We start from the raw sequence: 20,119 nt of genomic DNA on the forward strand, positions 1-20,119 counted from the left end.
CCGGCATGGCCGCCCGCCTTGACCTGCGACGGCGCGTATCGGGCGGCAGTGGGCGCAACCAAACGCCCCGCCGGCATGGCCGCCCGCCTTGACCTACGACGGCGCGAATCCGGCGGCAGTGGGCGCAACCAGACGCTTGGCCGCCTGCTTTGGGCTTGCGACGGCGCGTTTCTGGCGGCAGCGGGCGCGACGAAACGCTTGGCCGCTTTCGCTCCTGACGGCGCGCGGCTGGCCGCCGTGGGGCGTAACTAAACGCCTGGCCGCCCCGCCGCAGCCTGCGACGGCGTGCGTCTGGCCGCAGCGGGCGCTACCAAAACCGGCGCATGGGCGACCTCGCGAGGAAAGCCCGACCCACCCGTTCCCCCGGATGCCGGCGCAACGGCCCGGCCCACCGACCAGCTCGCTGAGGCGGCGGCGACCATGTGCCCGGCGTACCCCTAAAGGTTTATGACCCGGCCGTGCGGAGGCGATTGAGCCAGGCTGAGCTGTCGGCGAAGTCGGCGTCGGTGAGGCCCGCCGTCGTGGGGAGGGGCTCGGCGGCCGCGGCCGAGGACCAGCGGTGGCGCGGGTAGCTGCCGAGGAAGCGGACGTCGGCGCAGATGCGGCGCAAGCCCTGGAGGGCCTCGCCCATGCGGGGCTCGGCGATGTGGCCGGTGCAGTCGAGGAAGAAGACGTAGGTGCCGAGTTGCTCGCCGGTGGGGCGGGACTCGATGCGGCTCAGGTTGATGCCGCGGACCGCCAGCTCGGTCAGGACGGCCAGGAGCGTGCCGACGCGGTCGTGGCTGATGGTCACGGCCAGGGAGGTGACGTCGTCGCCGGTTGGTGGTGCGGGCGCGGTGGGGCGGGTGAGCAGGGCGAAGCGGGTCACGGCGTCGGCCCGGTCGGCGATCTTGTCGGCCAGGACGGTCAGGTGGTTGCGGGGTACGCCGATGGGGGCGCAGATCGCCGCGTCGTGGTCGCCGGCGGCGGCGCTGATGGCGGCGGCCGCGTTGGACAGGACGTCGATGACCGTGGCGTCGGGCATGTTGGCCCGGAGCCAGTGGCGGCACTGGGCGGACGCCTGCGGGTGGGCGGCGACCGTGCGGATGTCGGACAGCGGGATCGGCCGGGGCGCGGCGAGCTGGAACTCGACCGGGATGACGACCTCGCGGGTGATCATCAGCGGGCTGCCGGCGGCGATCTCGTCGAGGGTGACCGTGACGGCGCCGCCGACCGAGTTCTCCAGCGGGACCAGGGCCGCGTCGGCCGTGCCGGTCCGCACCGCCTCCAGCGCCTCGGGCACGCTCCGGGCCGGTGTCCGCAGCCCGTGCTCGGCCGCGCTGATCGTCCGCAGGGCCTGCTCGGTGAAGGTGCCTTCGGGGCCGAGGTAGACGAAGCGGGTGGGAGGTGTGCCGGGCATGCCTGACAGCTTACGAGCCGCCGCAGGCCCGCGCCTTGATGCCCGTGGGGGCGCCGGTCTCGCTGCCGTCGCACACGTCGGCGCCGGCCGCCACGACGGTCAGGGACGACGCCTTGCCCTTGGTGAGCAGGAGCAGCGGGTCGACGTCGTCCTCGTCCTGGCCGACGATCCCGAGGATGGCGAACTGCCAGCTGTCGTCGCAGTAGGGGCCGTACCGCACCTCGAGCGGCTTGGTCGGGATGCCCGGTTTGCCCTTCACGGCCTTCAGGACCTGTTGCTTGCTCGGGGATCCGCCACACAATGGCGCCGGGGTGGGCGGTGGTGTGGTGGTCGGCGGCAGCGTCGTGGTGGGCGGGAAGGTGGGCTGGGTGGGGAAGGTGGGGTTCGTCGGGTACGGCGTCGTCGCGGGGAAGGACGGCACCGTCGCCGAGGAGGACGGGCCGCCGCTGTTACGCGTGGCCGGTGGGGCCGAGGGCAGCGGCTCGGGCGGCGCGCCGCAGGCATGAAGCAGCAGCGACCCGGCGGTCAGGGCCAGCAGCGCGTAAGCGGGACGCAACACGACGACCATGGTAGGGCGCGACGGCCGTCGATTGAATCATTCCGCGATGCGATGCCCGGCCCGGATGAGCGCGTTGCTGGCGTCGGCCAGCCGAACCGTGGGCACGAGCACATAATCGGTGTCGTAGGTCGAGAAGGTGACCACGCTGACCCGGGCCTCGGCCAGCGGCCCGACCAGCGACGCCAGCACCCCGACGAGCGCGAAGTCGAGCGGGCCGACCACGCGCAGGCAGCGCCACGGGGTCTCGGCGGACGCGTCCGGCGGCGCCAGGCCGGCCGGGCAGATGATCGAGGTCTCGTCCGGCGCCCAGGTCACCGAGACGACGCTCTTGTCGTTCGGCCCGCGGTTCAGCGAGGCGGGCAGCGGGGTTCCGGCGGGCAGCCGGCACACCGCGTACTCCCCGGGCAGCAGGTCAAGATCGAGCATTACCCGAGAGTACGGGCCGGGTCAGGGCAACGCGAACCAACTTCGGATCAATACCTGACCGGCGAGAAAAACGTGAGTGAGGCGACGACCTGGTCGTTGTCGACCAGCGGCGTCGCGATCGCGTCGACGGTGAGGTGGCCGTCGGCGCCGCCGGTCTGCACCCGCATCAGGCCGCGGGCCAGCCGCTTGCTCTTGATGGCCAGCAGCGGCGGGATCTTCTCGAGCTCGGGTTCGTCGAGCTCGCCGCCGCCCGCGGTGAAGTCGATCAGCCGCAGCGCCTCGCCGAGCAGGGCCCCGCCCACCGCGTCGGCCGGGCGACCCAGGCCGAGCAGCTCGGAGCACGAGGGCGAGAGGGCCCGGATGGTCTGCGCGACATCGATGACCAGGCACGGCTCTGCCGCGGTGGTGACCGTCGTGATCCAACGGTCGACATTGGCCATGAACTCGGACTCGGCCGGCGTACGCGCCTGCGGCACGAACGCCCCCGACAACGAGAGCTCGACGTGCGCCACCCGCACCTCCCTCACTCCACCGCCGTGGCGGCGGCCGGTGGAAAACCGGCCGCGCCGCGACTCGCAGCCCTACGGCTACGAACGGTACTCGGGAAGGAACGTTACCGGCGGCTCGCGCGCTTGTCAGCGGCGGTTTGTCCGTCGGGGTACCAGCGGTAGTCGCCGGCCGGGCGGTAGGGCGCGTTGGACCACGTCGCCGGGTGTTCGGCGACCGCGCGGAGCTTGGCCGCCGTGGCCGGCGAGATCCGTGAACCGCCGGCGATGAGCAGCCGGTCGAGCTCGCGGTGGGTCGCCACCAGGCAGTCCTTGGGCAGGCCGTGCACGCTGATCACACCGGAGCCGACGAACGCCAGCACCGGGGTGACCGGAATGGTCAGCCCGACGGCGGCGGACATCGCCCGGCCGGCGCGCTTGGCGTCACGGCGGGCCTCGGCCACGTAGGCCGGGCGCTTTCCGTTGATCTGCACCACGTCACCGGCGATCAGCACGCGGGCCCGGCCGTGATCGGCGACGGTCACCGCGTAGATGCCGCCCGGCCCGATGGCCAGGAAGCCCGCGCGGTCGTCGGCGGGGTCGGGCTCGTGGTAGCTCTGCGCGTAGTCGGTGCGCGGCCAGTCCACGATGTGCCACGTCGGACCGAGGCGATCGAGGCGGGTCAGCGCTCGCGCGCCGGCTGCTTCGATCCGGCGGGCTTCCTTGACCGCCCGACGGCGACGAGCCCACTCCACGGGGCTGGTGCGCTGCGGTTCGAGGCTGTTGGGGGGCGCCGACGTGGGTCTCTCGACCCGGGCGAGCGCCTTGGAAGGGGTGGTGACGGGCAACGCGGGACGTGCGGGGAAGACAGTCACTGGGACCTCCGGCAAAAGGTCTTTGGCTCTCTTCCAACTACCGTATGTGTCTGACCCCGTACGGAAGAAGACGTAGAGCCGTGAGGAAAGCGGAGTGAAGGGGGATGAATGCCACATTCACGCGCGGCCTCTTTGTGCGTATGGTGCATGCGCCCCTTGATCCTCCCAAGGCCGTCGGACGGGCCTCCACCAAGTTAGCCAAACCTTATCGTCGATGCACTACGCGCAGGTGATCTCTGCGCTAAGTCACAGTAGGGTTCGGGGCGTGGCGCCTTTTGTCGACAGTGAGGTCGGGCGGCTCGCGACGGTCATGCTGCACCGACCGGGTCCTGAGCTGGCCAGACTGACCCCGCGAAACAACGATTCCCTGCTCTTCGACGGCATCCCGTGGGTCGGCCGCGCGCAGGAGGAACACGACGCGTTCGCCGCGGCGCTGACCGGGCGCGGCGTCGAGGTGCTCTATCTCGGTCAGCTGCTGATCGAGACGCTGGCCGTGGCCCAGGCCCGCGACGAGCTGATCACCAGCGTGCTGCGCGACCGCCGGCTGGGCGACTCGCTGCGCGCCCGGGTGGCCGGGTACCTGGCCGATCAGGACGACGTGCGGCTGGCCGGCGTACTCATGTCGGGTCTGGCCCATGAGGAGATGAAACCCGGACCGGGTGGTCTGGTCTACCGGATGATGGACGCGCACGACTTCGTCATCGACCCGCTGCCCAACCTGCTCTTCACCCGCGACTCGTCGGTCTGGGTCCGCGACCAGGTCGCGGTGACCAGCCTGGCCATGCCCGCGCGGAACCGGGAGACCACGCTCACCCAGGCCATCTACCGTTACCACCCGCGCTTCGCCGGAACCCCACTGCTCTTCTCGCCCGAGCTGGAACACGTCGAGGGCGGCGACGTCCTGCTGATGGCGCCGGGCGTGCTGGCCGTCGGGGTGGGCGAACGGACCACTCCGGCCGGCGCCGAACGGCTGGCCCGGCGGGTGTTCGCGGCCGGGCTGGCGCACACCATCCTGGCCGTGCCGATCGCGCAGGAGCGCGCCACCATGCACCTGGACACCGTCTGCACGATGGTCGACGTGGACGCGGTGGTGATGTACCCGAACATCGCCAGCAGCCTGCAGGCGTGGACCGTGACGGTGAGCCCCGACGGCGAGCCCGACGTGACCGCGCCGCGGCCGTTCCTGACCGCGGCGGCCGAGGCGATGGGCATCGACGCGCTGCGGATCATCGACACCGGCCTCGACCCGGTCACCGCCGAACGGGAGCAGTGGGACGACGGGAACAACACGCTGGCGATCGCGCCGCGGCTCTGTGTGGCGTACGAGCGGAACGTGGAGACCAACGCTCAGCTCGAACGGGCCGGCATCGAGGTGATCGCGATCAGCGGTTCCGAGCTGGGCTCCGGGCGGGGCGGCCCGCGGTGCATGAGCTGCCCGATCGAGCGCGCTCCGCTCAGAGGGAATGCCCGATGACGTGGCTGACGATCAGCGCCGGCGTGTGGTCGGCCGGCCCGGGCTTGTCGGGAAAATCGAAAACCCCGAGTTCCAGCTGTACGGGGTAGTCCGGCGCTTGATCGACCCGGCGGACCTCGTCGCCATCCACGCTGAAGACCAGTGATCCGGGGCGCCAGTCGACCGCGTAGGTGTGGAACCCGGCGATGTCGATGCCCAGCTCCAGGGCCGACCACTCCTCGGTGAGGGCCGGGTCCCGGAACTTGTGCAGCCCGATGCCGATCGCGGTGGCGTCGCCGAACGCTTCCATCACGCAGATCTCGCCCGACCGGTGCGGCTCATCCTCGATGCCGGACATCCAGAACGCCACCATCGACCGCGGCGACACCTCGCCGCGCATCCGGATCTCGACGTGCCCGTAATGCGGGGTGTAGCCCCAGAACGTCGCCTGCTCCTCGGTTACCAACTGGTTGGTAACAAAGGGCTGGCCGCCGACCGTGCTGCCGACCGGGCCGGAGAAGTTCGCGGACTGGATGCAGGAGACGCGCAGCGGCGTCTCGTGGACGCCCTCGGCCCAGAGCCCCTGGGACGGCGGGATGCTCAGCCGCAGCTCGCCGTCGCGGACCTGGTAGGTCGCGGCCGAAGCCGCCCGGGAACTCCAGTGGGGCAGGTAGCAGGGTAGCCAGACCGACCGGTCCAGCTCCTCGCCCGCGAACTGCTCGTTCAGGTTCACCGCAGCGTCAGCTGACGCCCGATCAGGCCCTGCTTGGCGCGGCGGGACGCACTGTCCAGCGGACCGGTGTCGCCGAGCGTGTCGGCGTACCGCTTGGCGAAGTCGGCCAGCGGCGCCTCCCAGTCGGCCGCCTCGGGGTCGCGGGGCAGGTCCCAGACCGGCACCAGCACGCCGTGGGCCCGGAACATGCCGGCGAACTTGGTGCCCTCGCCGAGCAGCAGGTCACCGCTCGCGGAGAGCCGGGCCAGCGCGTCCAGCGCCGCGTCCTCGGGGTCGGCCAGCACCCAGCGGACGTGCGACTTCTCCGGCACCCGGCACCAGTACGCGGCATGCGCCGAGGTCATCCGCACGGTCGGGTAGATCGAGGCGTTGGCCCGCTCCAGCGACGCCTTCACGTTCGCGTCCTCGGCCTGGTCGGAGTCCAGCCAGTACTCGAAGCCGTCGTGCATGGTGACCTCGAGCGGGCCGTCGATCAGGATGTCCTGCAGCCGCGGGCCGGGGCCGGGCAGCGCCGGAACGGGCACGGTGTCGCCCGGTTCGGTTCGCAGCGCGCTGAGGATCGCCACGGCCAGGTCGCGGGAGACGTCACCGGACTGGACGTGGCGCTGGAGGCCGATGAACACCCGGCCGTCCTGGCGGGTCATCGCCGGCCAGGCCATCGGGAGCACCGTGGAGAGGGTGACCGGGCGGTCGCCGTACTCCTCGATGATCTCGGGTTTGAGCGTGAGCGGCGCGGACGCGGCCGGGACCAGCTCACGCAGCGCGATCCACTCGGCCTCGTCGGCGAGACCCTCGAACGGCCGCGCGACGAAGATGTCGCGAACCTTCTCGCGCTTCGGGCTGGTCTGCGGTGACTTCCGACGCTTGCTCATGGCAAGCCAGGGTAACGACCCGGTGGCCGGCCTCAGCCCCGGGGCAGTCGCACCTCGGCCACCGTGCCCCCGCCCCGGCGCGGGCGCAGCGAGACCCAGCCGTGCTGGCGCTCGACGATGCGGCGGACCAGGTAGAGGCCCAGGCCGGCGCCCGGGTGACGATGGCCCTGCTCGCGCACGTCGGCCTGCCAGTAGCGCTCGAAGGCCTGCTCGACGTGTTCGGGGCGGATGCCGGTGCCGCGGTCGGCCACCCGGAAGGTCACCGTCTCTTCGTCGGCCGAGGCGGCCAGCTCGATCGTGGAGCCGGGCGGGGCGTGCTTCTCGGCGTTGGTGGTCAGCTCGGTGAGGATGGTGGCCAGCGAGTCGCGGTCGCCGAACGCCTTGGGCAGCTCGGTCGGCAGCTCGCCGAGGACCACCCGGTCACGGAGCGAGCCGGGCAGCTCGTCGACCGCCGCCCGCAACGCCTCGACCAGGTCGAACGGGCCGGCCGGGTTGTCGCCCCCGGCACCGTCCTCACTGGTGGCGGAGAGCAGCCGGTCGACCAGGCGGGCGAGTTCGCCGGCCCGGGCCCCGATGATGCGTACGGCTTCCTGGCGCTCGCCCTCGGCCATCGAGCCCCAGTGGTTGGTCAGCGTGTCGGCATAACCCTTGATCACGGTCACCGGGGTGCGGAGCTCGTGGCTGGTCACCGCGACCCACAGGTCGCGGTCTTCCTGGCGCCCGTCGCCGTGCACCGGCAGCCCGGCGCGCAGGCTGTAGAGCCGGCCCACGTACGACGCCAGCAGCTCGAGCACCGCGTGGTGTTCCGGGGCGGGCTCGTGGTCGGCGCCGAAGTAGACGTGGAGCGACCCGATCACCGCGCCGGACGCCTCGCACCGGGCGCCGAGCATGTGGTGCAGGTCGCCGCCCTCGACCTGGCGGGCGAACTCGTCGTTCACGTCGGCCAGCGGGATCAGCAGGGTCCGGTCGCCGGTCTCGCGTTCCTCGCGTTGCACCCGGCGGCCCAGGGCATGAGCGCAGACGCCGGTGGCGGCGATCACCCGGCCGTGGTCGGCGGCGTATTCGGCGAAGCCGGCGCCCCGCCCGCCGAGCGCCTCCTCGGCCAGCCGCACGATCTGATGCAGCACGGGGAGGCCCGCCTCACCGGCACTGATCCGGTCGAGGACCGCGATCTGACCCCGGGTCAGCGCGGCGTAGTCGGGTCGTTCCGGCATGTCTGCGAGTCTGCCTCGCTTCCGTCTTTTTGGGCAGGGCGCTTCGGGCGGATCCCGGCGGGATTGCCCCGTCAGTGTCGGACGTCACACGTTCGTCGTTGTGAGATCACCCCAGGGCGGGACGATCCACGCCGAAAGTCCGTCAGATGACCCGGGACGGCTGTCCGTCCTCGCTTACCACCGGCTTACCGGTCGCGGCCCACATCTGCATGCCGCCGTCCAGGTTCCGGACGTTGTCGCGGCCGTTCTGGGCCAGGTAGGCCACCACGCGGGCGGAGCGGCCGCCGGACCGGCAGACCACCACGACGTCGCCGTCCGGCGGGATCTCGTCGAGCCGGGCCGGCACGTCCATCATCGGCAGGTGGTGGGCGCCGGGCGCGTGGCCGGCGATCCACTCGTCGTCCTCACGGACGTCGAGCAGGTAGGCGTCGTCAGGAACCTCGGCGGGAGAAACCTCGGGGATGTGCACGGGACAAGAGTATGCCTGGTTTCGGATTCGCTTCCGAGGCGCCGGAACCAGGTGGCGAATCGGGAACAGGCAACCTCACTTCTCGATCGCCACGACACCCGGGTGGTTGATGACGAACTGGCTGACCCGGTCCTGGCGTACCGCGGTGAACATCTGCTTGCTCAGCGGCGTGATCGTCTCCCGGCCGTTGGCGTTGCCGGCGAAGGTGCCGTTGTTGGTCCGCAGCAGCACCAGGTCCTCGGCGCCGATGCGACGCAGCGTGAAGACGAAGTCGGCCACCGGCACCCCCCCGGTGTCCAGCACGAACGCCTTGCCGGCCGCCTTGATCAGCCGGTTCACCTTCCTCGGGTTGGTCAGCACGCCGGCGCTCGCGGCCTTGGTCACGATCGCCTTGATCAGCTGCTGCTGGTGCCGCTGGCGGTCGTAGTCGCCGTTCTTCAGCCCGTACCGCTGCCGCGCGTAGTCGAGCGCCTGCCAGCCGGCCATCGTCCGGCACCCGACCGGGTAGATCACCGGCCGGGTGGCCCGGCCGGTCCGCCGGGCGTCGGCCCGGTACATCGGCTCCTTGCCCACCAGCACCATGTGCTTGCTGGTCACCCGCTGGTCGACGCACATGCGTACGCCGCCGAGCGCCTCGACCACGCCCTTGAAGCCGTGGAAGTCGATGATCGCGGCGCCGTCGAAGCTGATCCCGGTGGCCGCCTTCAGGGTCTGGGCCATCAGCTGGGCGCCGCCGGCATAGCCGCCGCCGTTCTGCGCGCCGTGGAAGAACGCCTCGGTCGCCTTGGCCTTGCCGCCCGGCCACCGGCTCTTGGCGAACGGCGGCACCGTCACCTCGGTGTCCCGTGGGATCGACAGCAGGTAGGCCTGGTCGTGGCGGGCCGGGATGTGCAGCACGATGATCGTGTCGGCGTGCAGGTCGTCGGGCGCCCACCGGGCCCGCGCGTCCACGCCCATCAGCAGCAGGTCGATCGGGCCCTTGAGGTCGTGCCCGCCCTCGGCGACCGTCTTCTTGGTCGTGCCGAGCAGGTTGGTCTGGGTCACCGCGGTCGTCGCGGTGCTGATCAGCGCCCGCCCGGCGGCCAGCCCCGCGCCGCTGGCCAGCACCAGCACCATGCCGACGGCCAGCGCCAGCCTGGCCCAGAGCGGCGAGCGGCGGCGAACGGTCATGGCACTCCTTCAGGACACGACGAAGCGGGCCGGTGAGTGAGTGCTCACCGGCCCGCCGCGCTGCTGTGTCGCTAGGAGATCAGCCGCCCGCCGAGTCCGATGACTTCTTGGGCTGGTTGGCCGTCATCCACTCAGTCATCTTGTCGGCAACAACGGCCTGGTACAAAGCCGCCTGCTGCTCTTTGTCCTGGACCACGACCGATTGTCCGGCGATGGTCTGGCTGCCCTTGTTCGGGCTGGTGATGAAGGTGAGGTTCTCGCCACGCACGTTGCGGAACTGCACGGCCATGTCGGTGAGCGAGAAGTTGTCGTCCACCGTGACCGCCGCCGTGACCGACTTGAGGAAGTCGTTCAGCTTGGTCGGGTTGGCCAGCGTGCCGCTGCTCGCCGCCTTGTCCATCAGCGCCCGGAGGAACTCCTGCTGGTGGCGCATCCGGTCGAAGTCGCCGCGGGGGAACTGCTTGCGCTGCCGGATCCAGTCCAGGGCCTGGGCGCCGTTCATGTGCATGGTGCCCTTCTTGAACTTGCGGAACGGCTTGTGGATCGAGGTGATCGCGTAGTCCACCGGCAGGTCGACGCCGCCGAGCGCGTCGGTGACCTCCTTGAAGCCGCCGAAGTCGATCGCCATCACGTTGTCGATGTGCACGTCGGTCAGGCACTCGACGGTACGGACGGCGCGGGGCAGGCCACCGAAGGCGAACGCCGCGTTGATCTTGTTGCGGGTGCCCGACTCGCACTTCGCGTTGTTCGCCGACGGGATCTGCACGTACAGGTCACGCGGGACCGAGATCAGCTGGGCGGATTTGTGGTCCTCGGGGATGTGCATGACGATCAGCGTGTCCGCCCGCCAGGAACTGGCCTTGCCGTCGTCGGTGTCCGGGTCACGCGAGTCGCTGCCCACGAGCAGGATGTTCAGCGCGCCCTCGACCTCCTTGGCCGGGCGGCCGTCGGTGATGTCCTCGAAGGCGTTGGTCCGCTTCAGGTCCTTGTCCAGGCCGGAGGCGTAGCCGTAGAGCGAGATGCCGGCGATCAGGCCGCCGATCACCACGACGGCGCCGACGACCAGGGCGATGCGGCCCCAGCGCGGCTTGCGGCGTCCCTTGTAGGGCGCGCCGGCCGGGCGTAGGGGCGGCGGACCGCCGGGGGCGCCGCCGGACGCGGTGCGCGGCGGCCAGTCATCGTTGTGCGCCTGCCCACGGCGGTAATCGCTGGGCACTCCGGCGCGACCGGCGGGCCGGTTGGCCTCACCCGGGCCGGGCACCGAGGCCCGACCGGAGGAGGACCGGCCGTACTTAGATGTGGGGGCAGACATGTACCCAGGTTACGTACCCGACTCCACGCAACGCTCGCATCGACACCGTGACGGCACGAAGGAAGGAGACATTACTCTCCGTGTTTCGTTCATCGCTGAGATGAATTGCTCAGGGTGCGGAAATACTCGATCGTCCGGCTCAGGCCGTCCTCCGGGCCGATCTGCGGCTCGTAGCCGAGCTTCTTGCGGGCCAGGGTGAGATCGGGGCGGCGCTTCTCCGGGTCGTCCGGCGCCCGCTCGACCAGCTCGATCGACGACTCGCTGCCGGCCAGCCGGACGATCAGCCGCGCGAGGTCGAGCATGGTGATCTCGTGCTCGGTGCCGCAGTTGATCGGGCCGGTCTCGGGCGAGTCGAGCAGCAGCAGGATGCCGCGGACGAGATCGTCGACGTACGTGATGGAACGGGTCTGTGAACCGGTCCCCTGGACGGTCAGCGGGGTGCCTCGGAGGGCCTGGTCGATGAAGGTGGGGATGGCCCGGCCGTCGTCCGGCCGCATGCGCGGGCCGTACGTGTTGAAGATGCGCACGATGGCCGTGTCGAGGCCGTGGAACCGGTGGTAGGCCATGGTGGCCGCCTCGGAGAACCGCTTCGATTCGTCGTAGACGCTGCGGATGCCGTTCGGGTTGACGTTGCCCCAGTACGACTCCGGCTGCGGGTGGACCAGCGGGTCGCCGTACGCCTCCGAGGTCGACGCCATCAGGAAGCGCGCCGCGTCCTCGACGGCCCGGTCGAGCAGGGCCATCGTGCCGATCGAGCCGACCTTGAGGATCTCCATCGGCAGCTTCGCGAAGTCGGTCGGGCTGGCCGGCGAGGCCATGTGCAGGATGGCGTCGAAGCGGCCGGGCAGCGCCGGCAAGCCCTCGGTCAGGTCGGCCTCGATCAGCGTGAACCGCGGCTCGTCGGCCAGGTGGGCGACGTTGTCGCGGGAGCCGGTGATGAAGTTGTCGATCGCCACGACCTCGCAACCGCGGGCGATAAGCGCATCAACCGTGTGTGACGGGACAAACCCGGCGCCTCCGCTGACCAGGATCCGATGTCCATCGCCGTACCGTTGCGTGACAACCATGGTGGTAACTCTACGAGAGAGGGACCGGGTGGCGGCCCGGTCCCTCTCCCTTCGGTGACGAGCTGGGGTCAGTGCGCCCCGTGACCGGTCAGTGACCGGACCTCGAGCTCGGCGTACTTCTTGACGTCGGTCTCCTTCGACACGATCGTGCCGATGAAGCCGCACAGGAAGCCGATCGGGATCGAGATGATGCCCGGGTTGGACAGCGGGAAGAAGTGCCAGTCGCTGTCCGGGAACATCGCCGTCGCCGAACCGGACACCACCGGCGAGAAGAACACCAGGAACACCGAGGCGATCAGGCCGCCGTAGATGGACCAGAGCGCGCCCGAGGTGTTGAACCGCTTCCAGAACAGGCTGTAGAGGATGGCCGGCAGGTTCGCCGACGCGGCCACCGCGAACGCCAGCGCCACCAGGAAGGCGACGTTCAGGCTCTGCGCGAAGATCGACAGGGCGATCGCGATGGCGCCGATGATCAGGGCCGCGATCCGGGCGACCCGGACCTCGTCCCGCTCCGAGGCGGCGCCGCGCTTGATCACGCTGGCGTAGAAGTCGTGCGCCACCGAGGACGACGACGCCAGGGTGAGCCCGGCCACCACCGCGAGGATGGTCGCGAAGGCCACCGCGGCGATCACCGCCAGCAGCACCGATCCGCCGGTGTCACCGCCGAAGAAGTCGACACCGAGCTTCTGCGCCAGCTGGGGCGCGGCGGTGTTGCCGGCCTTGTCCTGCGCGGTGATCGCCTTGCCGCCGACCAGCGCCGCCGCGCCGAAGCCCAGCGCCAGCGTGAACAGGTAGAACACGCCGATGATGCCGATCGCCCAGAGCACGCTCTTACGCGCAATCCGGCTGGTCGGGACGGTGTAGAAGCGGGTCAGGATGTGGGGCAGACCGGCCGTGCCGAGCACCAGCGCGATGCCCAGCGAGAGCAGGTCCATCTTGCTGTAGAACGTCTTGGCCGCGTCGCCCGCGGTTTCGACGCCGTACCGCAGCCCCGGATTGAGGAACGCGTCGCCCTTGCCGGACTGCGCGGCGGCGTCACCGAGCAGCGCGGACAGGTTGAACTTGTAGTGCGCCAGCACCAGGATCACCATCAGCAGCGCGCCGGTCATCAGCAGGAACGCCTTGACGATCTGGACGTACGTGGTGCCCTTCATGCCGCCGACCGTCACGTAGACGATCATCAGCGCCCCGACCAGGATGATCGTGGCGATCTTGGCGGTGTTCGCGTCCATGCCCAGGAACGTGGTGCCCGGCCCGATGCCGAGCAGCAGGCTGACCAGCGCGCCCGCGCCGACCATCTGGGCGATCAGGTAGAAGATCGAGACCACCACGGTGGAGACGCTGGCCGCGGTACGCACCGGGCGCTGCCGCATCCGGAAGGCCAGCACGTCGGCCATCGTGTACCGGCCCGAGTTGCGCAGGAACTCGGCGACCAGCAGCAGCGCCACCAGCCACGCGACCAGGAACCCGATGGAGTAGAGGAAGCCGTCGTAGCCGTTCAGCGCGATGATGCCGGCGATGCCCAGGAAGGACGCCGCGGACATGTAGTCGCCGCCGATCGCCATGCCGTTCTGGAAGCCGGTGAACGTCCGGCCGCCGGCGTAGAAGTCGGTGGCGGTCTTGGTCTGCCGGCTGGCCCAGATCGTGATGCCCAGCGTGATGGCGACGAAGATCAGGAACAGCGTGATGGTCAGCGTGCGCGAGGTCGAGGTCGACGCCTCGGCCGCGAGGTAGGACAGGCCGTGCGGTTTCATCTACTTCGACCCCCCTTCGTCGGTGAGCCGGGCGGCGATCTGGTCGGCGATCGGGTCCACCTTGCGGGCCGCGAATCGCGAGTAGAACCAGGCGATCAGGAACGTCGTAACGAACTGCAGGAGTCCGAAGAGGAGCGCGACGTTGATGTTGCCGATCAGCTTCACGCTCATGAAGCCACGTGCATATGCCGAGAGCAGGACGTACAGGGCGTACCAGAGGAAGAACGCGACGGTCATCGGGAAGATGAAGCCGCGCAGTGTCTTCCTCAGGCCCGCGAACTCCTCGGAGTTCTGCATGGCGAGATATCGCTCGGCGGAAGCCGCATCGGATGCGGCCGAGTCGGGCGCGTCTGTGGTCACCGGTTTCACCACCTTCATGGGGCAGGCAAGTCGGCCCGCTGGCGTGGCGGGCTTCCGGGGCACCGTACGAAGGGGTGAGGCGTGTCACTCCCCGGGTGGTCGGCGGGTGCGCCGAGCGGCCCGGTCAGTGCGCCAAGCGGTGGTAGCGGCCACGGTGGTGGAGCAGCGGCGGCGCGGGTTCGCCGAGGTGGACGGTCGCGATGGTGGCCTCGATGAGCAGGGCCCAGCCGTACGGGCGGTGGGCGTCGAGCGTGCAGCCGGCCCAGGTGGCCGCGCCCGCCGGGACCGGGCCGAACTCCGTCTCGGTCCACGCACCGGTCACGAACAGGCCGCCCGGCGCGGGCATCAGGCCGGCGAACCGGTCGGCCAGCTGCTGGTCGGCGTCGGTCAGCGCGGTCACGGCGAAACGTCCTTCCTCCGCGACGGCGTCCCAGAAGTCGCTCTCCTCGTCGATCAGCCCGAGCACCCGGCCGGGGTCGCCGTCGGCCACCAGCATCGAGCTGACCGTCAGGCCGGCCGGGCCCGGGGTCGTCCACAGGCTCACGGCCGCGCCGAACCGGCCCCGGAGCCGGCGGATCGGCGACTTCTCCGAGGCGACCGGCGCGAAGGGGTCGCCGGTGTGGATCTCGGCGCCCGGCTGGAAGGGGTTCACGGCGCCATTATCGCTGCGTGACGGCCGACAGCAGTTCGGGCATCCGCCGGTCGAGCAGGTTTCCGGCGAGGCGGGAGCCGACCACGTACGCGAGCCCGCCGTAGATCAGCCCGACCGGCAGGCCGAGCCACTGCCACACGTCGCCGATCAGGTAGCCGGCCAGCAGCATCGGCAGCGTCCCGACGATCGCGCCGAGCAGGACACCCATCGCGAGCAGGCCCTTGGCCGGACCGCCGCCGGACGACATCGCGAACGGGTTCGAGGTGCTCGGCAGCGCGTACGCGGCCCGGACCGAGACCGGAAGAACAACACCCAGCCCGATGCCGTACGCGGCCAGCAGCGTGCCGAGCCGGGCGGCGATGTCCTCCGGATGCCCGGCGGCCAGCGACACCACGGTCGCAACCATGATCAGCAGCGGCACCACGAACAGTGAGAACGCGGCCGCCCGGGACTGGATCTCGGTGCGGCCGGGCACCCCGGCCACGACGTTCGCGGCGTACGCGTTGCCCTCGAAGCCGAACTGGTTGGCCAGGCTGATCGCGCCCAGCGCGCCGACGAACAGCACGGTGAAGCCGCCGCCGCCGTTGATCGACATCGACACCGGCAGGAAGACGCCCACCACGCCGAGCGTGATCAGGCTGGCCCGCCGCCGCGTCTCCCGCCACCAGTAGCGCATCTCCCGGGACACCAGCGCCCCGAACCGGTTCTGGGGCAGCCCGCGCACCATCAGCCGGGCGACCGCCGACCGCGAGCCCGAGGCCTTGGCCGTCCGCTGCCCGCCCGACGCCGCGCCGAGCATCGCCCGCTCGACCGTCGACGACCACCAGGCCAGCAGGCCAGCGATCGAGGCCACGACGATCACCAGCTTGATCGGCACGGTCCAGGCCCGGCCCGCCGCGACATCGGTGCCCAGCGAGTACGCGGCACCGAGCGGCGTCCAGCCGATGACGGTCGCGACCTGGGCCACGCGGTCCCAGTCGGCCCGTTCCGCCCCGGCCAGGACGCCGAGCTGCAGCGGCCCGAGCAGCGCGGCGGTCACCGTGAGCAGGATGGTGGCCAGGTCACGCGCCCGCCGGGAGCGCAGCGCGGTGGAGAACGCGCTGGTCACGGCCCGGCTGACCGCGACGCAGAGGAGCAGGCCGAGGACCACGCCGACGAGTTGGACGACCGCGGCGACCGGCCCGCCGAGCAGGCCCGCCGACCACACCATGCCGCCGGTGGCCAGCAGCGTGGTGATCGCCGGGATGCCGGTGGTGGCCGCCGCGAACAGGCCGGTGATCAGCGTCCGCCGGCTCAGCGGCAGCAGCGCGAACCGGGCCGGGTCGAGCGACTCGTCCACGCCGAAGAAGATCAGTGGCAGGAACAGCCAGCCGAACAGCAGCAGCGCGCCGGCCAGCGGCAGCATGATCTCGGCGACCCGCCGGTCGTCGAGCAGGCCGGGCACCGCCAGCAGCAGGAACCCGCCGACGGCGCCGCCGACGCCGAACAGGATGCCGACCGCGAACAGCACCACCCGGCCGGTGCTGCCCCGCAGGCCGTTGCCCAGGATGCGGAGCTTGAGCCGGACGAAGGTGGCCGGCGAGACGGCCGGCGCGGTCGTCACAGCCACGCCAGTTCCGAGCCGGTCGACGTACGCCCGCCGACGACCTGCACGAAGACATCTTCCAGAGACCGGTCGCCGCGCACCTCGGCCAGCGTCCCGCCGACCCGGATCCGCCCGTCGGCCAGGATCGCGACGTGGCTGCAGAGCTTCTCCACGACCTCCATCACATGGCTGGAGAAGACCACGGTGCCGCCGCCGGTCACGTACCGCTGCAGGATGTCGCGGATCAGCGCGGCCGACACCGGGTCGACGGCCTCGAACGGCTCGTCCAGCACCAGCAGCCGCGGGCCGTGCAGCAGCGCGCAGGCCAGGCCGATCTTCTTCTTCATGCCGGCCGAGTAGTCGACCACCAGGGTGCGGTTGTCGACGCCCAGCTCGAGCACGTCGAGCAGCTCGCGGGCACGCTGGTCGATCACGTCCGGCGCCATGCCGCGCAGCAGCCCGTTGTAGGCCAGCAGCTCGGCCCCGTTCAGCCGGTCGAAGAGCCGGGTGCCGTCCGGCAGCACACCGAGGCGCGCCTTGGCCGCCGCCGGGTCGGCCCATACGTCGTACCCGAGGATGGTGGCCTGACCCGCGTCGGGCCGCAGCAGGCCGACGGCCATCGACAACGTCGTGGTCTTGCCGGCGCCGTTGGGGCCGAGCACCCCGTAGAACGACCCGGCCGGCACGTCGAGGTCGACGCCGGCCACGGCCACCTTGGTGTCGAAGCGTTTGACCAGCCCACGCAGGGACATCGCCACGTCGTCATCGGGGGTTCGCTGCAGCGGCACGGTCATCCGCAGAACCTACCCATAGAGAACGGCCCGGAACCAGGGCAGGCTGGTCCGGGCCGTCCACGAACAGTGGTAGCCCAAGGCGGTATCCGGGGCCCGAATACCGCTCGGGGCTACCACTGCCCCCGAGTGACCTATTTCAAATTCGCCCGCGGTTGAGGCGCCCCGAAAGCGAATCTGAAATAAGTCGTCAGCCCACCCGCTCGATCACGGCGCGGCGGATGAGGAACTTGCCGGGCTCGCGCACCTGCTCGAAGGCGGCGTTGTTGAGCAGCACGCAGCTGCCCGACGTGGTCTCCACCTTGACCGTGATGCTCTTGTTGTTGTCGAGGTTGGTGACCTTCAGCGTGGTGCCGAGCGGGAAGGTGCCGCTGGACGCGAACGCTTGGCCGCCCTCGCCGGAGAGGGTCACGGTCGAGCCCTTGCAGACGACCTCGCCGGTGCCGCCGGCCTCTTCCGCGGGCGGGGCTTCTTCCGCCGGCGGGGCTTCCTCGGCGGGCGGGGCTTCCTGCGCCGGAGGAGCCGCGGGCGGCTGGGCCGCCACGTCCCCGGTGCAGCCGGCGACGGCTCGGCGCTGGTTGATCAGGTCGACCACGGCCTGCCGGTTGGCGATCCGCGCGTCGGACAGCGCGTCGGGGTTGGCCTTCTGGCCGGCGATGAAGTCCAGGTTGTTCCGCAGAGCCTGATCCAGGCCGGCGCAGTTCTCACGGGGGGCCTCGGCGGCGCTGCTCAGCCCGGTGCCGAGAGCGATCGCGCCGCCGGTGACGGCCAGAGCGACCAGCCCGATGATGACCTTGCGCGCCTTCATGTATTGCTCCTCTTCGTCTGGCTTCCACCGCCGATGACTACGGGTGACGGAGGCCGAAGAGTTCACCGCTCAGGAAAGAAAGTTTAGAGACGGAGTGACTCCGGAGCGTGAAGGCGGAGCATGGTCGCGCCGACATCCCGGGGGATCCGCCGGCTGGTGGCGAGCGAGCCGACCACCATCACCGCGAACGCCAGCGGCACCGTCCAGGCGGCCGGCTGCCCGATCAGCTGCGCCGGCCAGCCGGTCAGCGGCGGGCCGAGCACGGTGACCAGCACGGCGGCCATCGCGGCGCCGCCACCGGCCAGCACGCCCGCGGCGGCGCCGACGTCGGTCAGCCCGCGCCACCAGATGCCCAGCACCAGCAGGGGGCAGAAGCTGGACGCGGCCACCGCGAAGGCCAGCCCGACCACCCGGGACACGTCCATGGTGGCGACCGAGACGGCCAGCACGATCGGCAGGGCGGCGGCCAGCACCGTGGCCACCCGGAAGTCGCGGACCGAACCGCCCCGCTCGGCCCGCAGCACGTCGGTGAAGACCACCCCGGCCACGCTGGTCAGGATGCCCGACGAGGTGGACAGGAACGCCGCCAGCGCGCCCGCCGCGACCAGCGCGCCGAGCAGCCGGCCCAGGTGGCCGCCGCCGAGCGCCGCCTCGGGCAGCACCAGCACGACCGCGTCGGTCTGCCCGGTCATCAGCAGATGGGGCGCCCAGATCCGGCCGAGCACGCCGTACAGCGTGGGGAACAGATAGAACAGCCCGACCAGGCCGAGCACGACCAGCGTGGTCCGCCGGGCGCTGGCGCCGTCCGGGTTGGTGTAGAAGCGGACCAGCACATGGGGCAGCCCCATGGTGCCCAGGAACGTGGCCAGGATCAGCGAGTACGTCGCGAACAGGCTCCCGTCGCCGCCCGGCAGCAGCCAGTCCGGGCCGCGCCGGTCGTCGACCGTGCTCACGTCGGGCACCGGCGCCCCGGCCGGATAGGTGCGTTCGGCGCCCGCCTCGACCTCGTCCACTGTCCCGTCCGGCAGGGTCAGCCGGGCCGCGTCGTCGAAGGTCACGGTGGTGGTCACCGGGAAGACCGGCCCGCTGGGTGGGTCGATCGCCGGTCGCCCGGCCGCCTGCCATTGCAGGGCCAGGAAGATGACGGGTACGGCCAGAGCCGTCAGCTTGAGCCAGTACTGGAACGCCTGCACGAAGGTGATCGCCCGCATCCCGCCCAGGGCCACGTTCGCGGTGACCACCAGACCCACGAGCAGGGCGCCCCACGCGTACGAGCCCCCGGCCACCGTGGTGAACGTCAGCCCGGCGCCCTGCAGCTGGGGCACCAGGTAGAGGCAGCCGATGAAGATCACGAAGATGGTGGCCAGCCGGCGCAGCAGCGGCGACCGCAGGCGTACCTCGCAGAAGTCGGGCAGCGTGAAGGCGCCCGAGCGACGCAGCGGCGCGGCCACGAAGAGCAGCAGCGCGAGGTAGCCGGCGGCGAACCCGACCGGATACCAGAGCACGTCCACGCCGTACCGCAGAATCAGGCCGGCCACCCCGAGGAAGCTCGCCGCCGACAGGTATTCGCCACTGATCGCGGCCGCGTTCCAGGCGGGGCTCACCGAGCGGGAGGCGACCAGGAAGTCCGAGGTGGTCCGGGCGAAACGCAGGCCGTACGCGCCGATCGCCACGGTCGCCAAGATCACGACGGCCAGGCTGGGTACGACGTAAGGGTTCACTCCGGCCGCCTGATCACGGCCGTGAAGTCCTGTTCGTTCCGCTCCGCCCAGCGCACGTAGACCCAACCGACCGCGAACAGGAACGGGAACGACAGCACCCCGAGCAGCAGCCACGGAAGGTTGACGCCGAGGATCCGGATCGAGCCGACCGCCGGGGCGACCGCGAACAGCAGCGGCAGCGCCCCCAGCCCGGTCACCACCACCAGGGCCATCCGCAGCGCCAGCGCCAGCTGGGCCCGGACCAGGCCGCGGACCAGCGCCTCGCCGACCGGCGTCTGCTCGGCCAGGTCGGCGCGCGCCGGATCGGCGGCGGTCCGACGCCCGGCGACCTCGCCGAGCACCACCCGGACCCGCCGGCCCTCCTCATTCGCGCCGCTCATGCCCGGGAGTCTTATGGGCTCCCGGGCAATGTCA

The 20,119-nt window shown here is 71.0% G+C and carries 22 protein-coding genes; 2 read left to right on the top strand and 20 right to left on the bottom strand.

The window, feature by feature from the left end; all coding sequences use genetic code 11:
- On the top strand, nt 1–252 hold a 252-nt coding region (locus AB0O15_RS01325), incomplete at its 5' end, for a hypothetical protein (protein WP_364312445.1).
- Between the two features lie 193 nt (nt 253–445).
- On the opposite strand, the gene pheA is transcribed toward AB0O15_RS01325, so the two are convergent.
- The 5 genes from pheA to AB0O15_RS01350 form a co-directional block, all read right to left on the bottom strand.
- Entirely contained in the window at nt 446–1,399 is a 954-nt protein-coding gene (gene pheA / locus AB0O15_RS01330) for a prephenate dehydratase (protein WP_364312447.1), read from the bottom strand.
- A 10-nt stretch (nt 1,400–1,409) separates the two neighbouring features.
- Nucleotides 1,410–1,958, bottom strand: a complete 549-nt coding sequence (locus AB0O15_RS01335) for a hypothetical protein (RefSeq protein ID WP_364312450.1) — start codon at nt 1,956–1,958, stop codon at nt 1,410–1,412.
- Between the two features lie 36 nt (nt 1,959–1,994).
- Nucleotides 1,995–2,384 carry an ACT domain-containing protein gene (locus AB0O15_RS01340; protein WP_364312452.1) on the bottom strand — a complete coding sequence of 130 codons (390 nt, stop codon included), beginning with the start codon at nt 2,382–2,384 and terminating at the stop codon, nt 1,995–1,997.
- A gap of 47 nt (nt 2,385–2,431) precedes the next feature.
- Complete coding sequence (locus tag AB0O15_RS01345; RefSeq protein WP_364312454.1) at nt 2,432–2,896, bottom strand: hypothetical protein; 465 nt, start codon at nt 2,894–2,896, stop codon at nt 2,432–2,434.
- 101 nt (nt 2,897–2,997) lie between these two features.
- The gene (locus AB0O15_RS01350) at nt 2,998–3,624 is read right to left on the bottom strand and encodes a hypothetical protein (protein ID WP_364316941.1); all 627 of its coding nucleotides are present in this window, start codon (nt 3,622–3,624) and stop codon (nt 2,998–3,000) included.
- Between the two features lie 385 nt (nt 3,625–4,009).
- On the opposite strand from AB0O15_RS01350, the gene AB0O15_RS01355 reads away from it, so the two are divergent.
- Complete coding sequence (locus AB0O15_RS01355) at nt 4,010–5,218, top strand: arginine deiminase (RefSeq protein WP_364312456.1); 1,209 nt, start codon at nt 4,010–4,012, stop codon at nt 5,216–5,218.
- On the opposite strand, the gene AB0O15_RS01360 is transcribed toward AB0O15_RS01355, so the two are convergent.
- The 15 genes from AB0O15_RS01360 to AB0O15_RS01430 all read right to left on the bottom strand — a co-directional run bounded on the left by AB0O15_RS01360 (nt 5,199) and on the right by AB0O15_RS01430 (nt 20,085).
- Nucleotides 5,199–5,930 (bottom strand): glycoside hydrolase family 16 protein, encoded by a 732-nt coding sequence (locus AB0O15_RS01360; protein ID WP_364312459.1) that lies wholly within the window; start codon nt 5,928–5,930, stop codon nt 5,199–5,201. The two genes, AB0O15_RS01355 and AB0O15_RS01360, sit on opposite strands and share 20 nt — an antisense overlap.
- Nucleotides 5,927–6,802, bottom strand: a complete 876-nt coding sequence (locus AB0O15_RS01365) for a DUF5926 family protein (RefSeq protein ID WP_364312462.1) — start codon at nt 6,800–6,802, stop codon at nt 5,927–5,929. The genes AB0O15_RS01360 and AB0O15_RS01365 overlap by 4 nt, the downstream gene beginning before the upstream one ends.
- A gap of 32 nt (nt 6,803–6,834) precedes the next feature.
- Nucleotides 6,835–8,016 carry a HAMP domain-containing sensor histidine kinase gene (locus AB0O15_RS01370; protein ID WP_364312465.1) on the bottom strand — a complete coding sequence of 394 codons (1,182 nt, stop codon included), beginning with the start codon at nt 8,014–8,016 and terminating at the stop codon, nt 6,835–6,837.
- Between the two features lie 142 nt (nt 8,017–8,158).
- Nucleotides 8,159–8,485, bottom strand: a complete 327-nt coding sequence (locus AB0O15_RS01375; RefSeq protein WP_364312468.1) for a rhodanese-like domain-containing protein — start codon at nt 8,483–8,485, stop codon at nt 8,159–8,161.
- A gap of 75 nt (nt 8,486–8,560) precedes the next feature.
- On the bottom strand, nt 8,561–9,655 hold the full coding sequence (locus tag AB0O15_RS01380; protein ID WP_364312470.1) for an LCP family protein: 1,095 nt from the start codon (nt 9,653–9,655) through the stop codon (nt 8,561–8,563).
- 79 nt (nt 9,656–9,734) lie between these two features.
- Nucleotides 9,735–10,967, bottom strand: coding sequence for an LCP family protein (locus AB0O15_RS01385; RefSeq protein ID WP_364312472.1), 1,233 nt, complete (start codon nt 10,965–10,967; stop codon nt 9,735–9,737).
- A gap of 89 nt (nt 10,968–11,056) precedes the next feature.
- Complete coding sequence (locus tag AB0O15_RS01390; RefSeq protein WP_364312475.1) at nt 11,057–12,034, bottom strand: NAD-dependent epimerase/dehydratase family protein; 978 nt, start codon at nt 12,032–12,034, stop codon at nt 11,057–11,059.
- Between the two features lie 68 nt (nt 12,035–12,102).
- Nucleotides 12,103–13,788 (bottom strand): cation acetate symporter, encoded by a 1,686-nt coding sequence (locus AB0O15_RS01395; protein WP_364312478.1) that lies wholly within the window; start codon nt 13,786–13,788, stop codon nt 12,103–12,105.
- A complete protein-coding gene (locus AB0O15_RS01400; RefSeq protein WP_364312480.1) occupies nt 13,789–14,148 on the bottom strand; it encodes a DUF485 domain-containing protein in 360 nt (119 codons plus the stop codon).
- A gap of 124 nt (nt 14,149–14,272) precedes the next feature.
- Nucleotides 14,273–14,800, bottom strand: coding sequence for a flavin reductase family protein (locus AB0O15_RS01405; protein WP_364312483.1), 528 nt, complete (start codon nt 14,798–14,800; stop codon nt 14,273–14,275).
- A gap of 7 nt (nt 14,801–14,807) precedes the next feature.
- On the bottom strand, nt 14,808–16,409 hold the full coding sequence (locus AB0O15_RS01410; protein ID WP_364312486.1) for an ABC transporter permease: 1,602 nt from the start codon (nt 16,407–16,409) through the stop codon (nt 14,808–14,810).
- Nucleotides 16,400–17,179: an ABC transporter ATP-binding protein gene (locus AB0O15_RS01415; protein WP_364312489.1), complete on the bottom strand. Its 780-nt coding sequence runs from the start codon at nt 17,177–17,179 to the stop codon at nt 16,400–16,402. Before AB0O15_RS01415 ends, AB0O15_RS01410 begins: the two co-directional genes overlap by 10 nt.
- Before the next feature lie 187 nt (nt 17,180–17,366).
- On the bottom strand, nt 17,367–17,984 hold the full coding sequence (locus tag AB0O15_RS01420) for a hypothetical protein (RefSeq protein ID WP_364312491.1): 618 nt from the start codon (nt 17,982–17,984) through the stop codon (nt 17,367–17,369).
- An 83-nt stretch (nt 17,985–18,067) separates the two neighbouring features.
- Nucleotides 18,068–19,705 (bottom strand): cation acetate symporter, encoded by a 1,638-nt coding sequence (locus AB0O15_RS01425; RefSeq protein ID WP_364312494.1) that lies wholly within the window; start codon nt 19,703–19,705, stop codon nt 18,068–18,070.
- Nucleotides 19,702–20,085 (bottom strand): DUF485 domain-containing protein, encoded by a 384-nt coding sequence (locus AB0O15_RS01430; RefSeq protein WP_364312496.1) that lies wholly within the window; start codon nt 20,083–20,085, stop codon nt 19,702–19,704. Before AB0O15_RS01430 ends, AB0O15_RS01425 begins: the two co-directional genes overlap by 4 nt.
- Nucleotides 20,086–20,119 lie beyond the last annotated feature (34 nt).

Origin of the sequence: Actinoplanes sp. NPDC089786 (assembly GCF_040684855.1) — a bacterium.
In the GTDB taxonomy this organism is placed as follows: domain Bacteria; phylum Actinomycetota; class Actinomycetes; order Mycobacteriales; family Micromonosporaceae; genus Actinoplanes.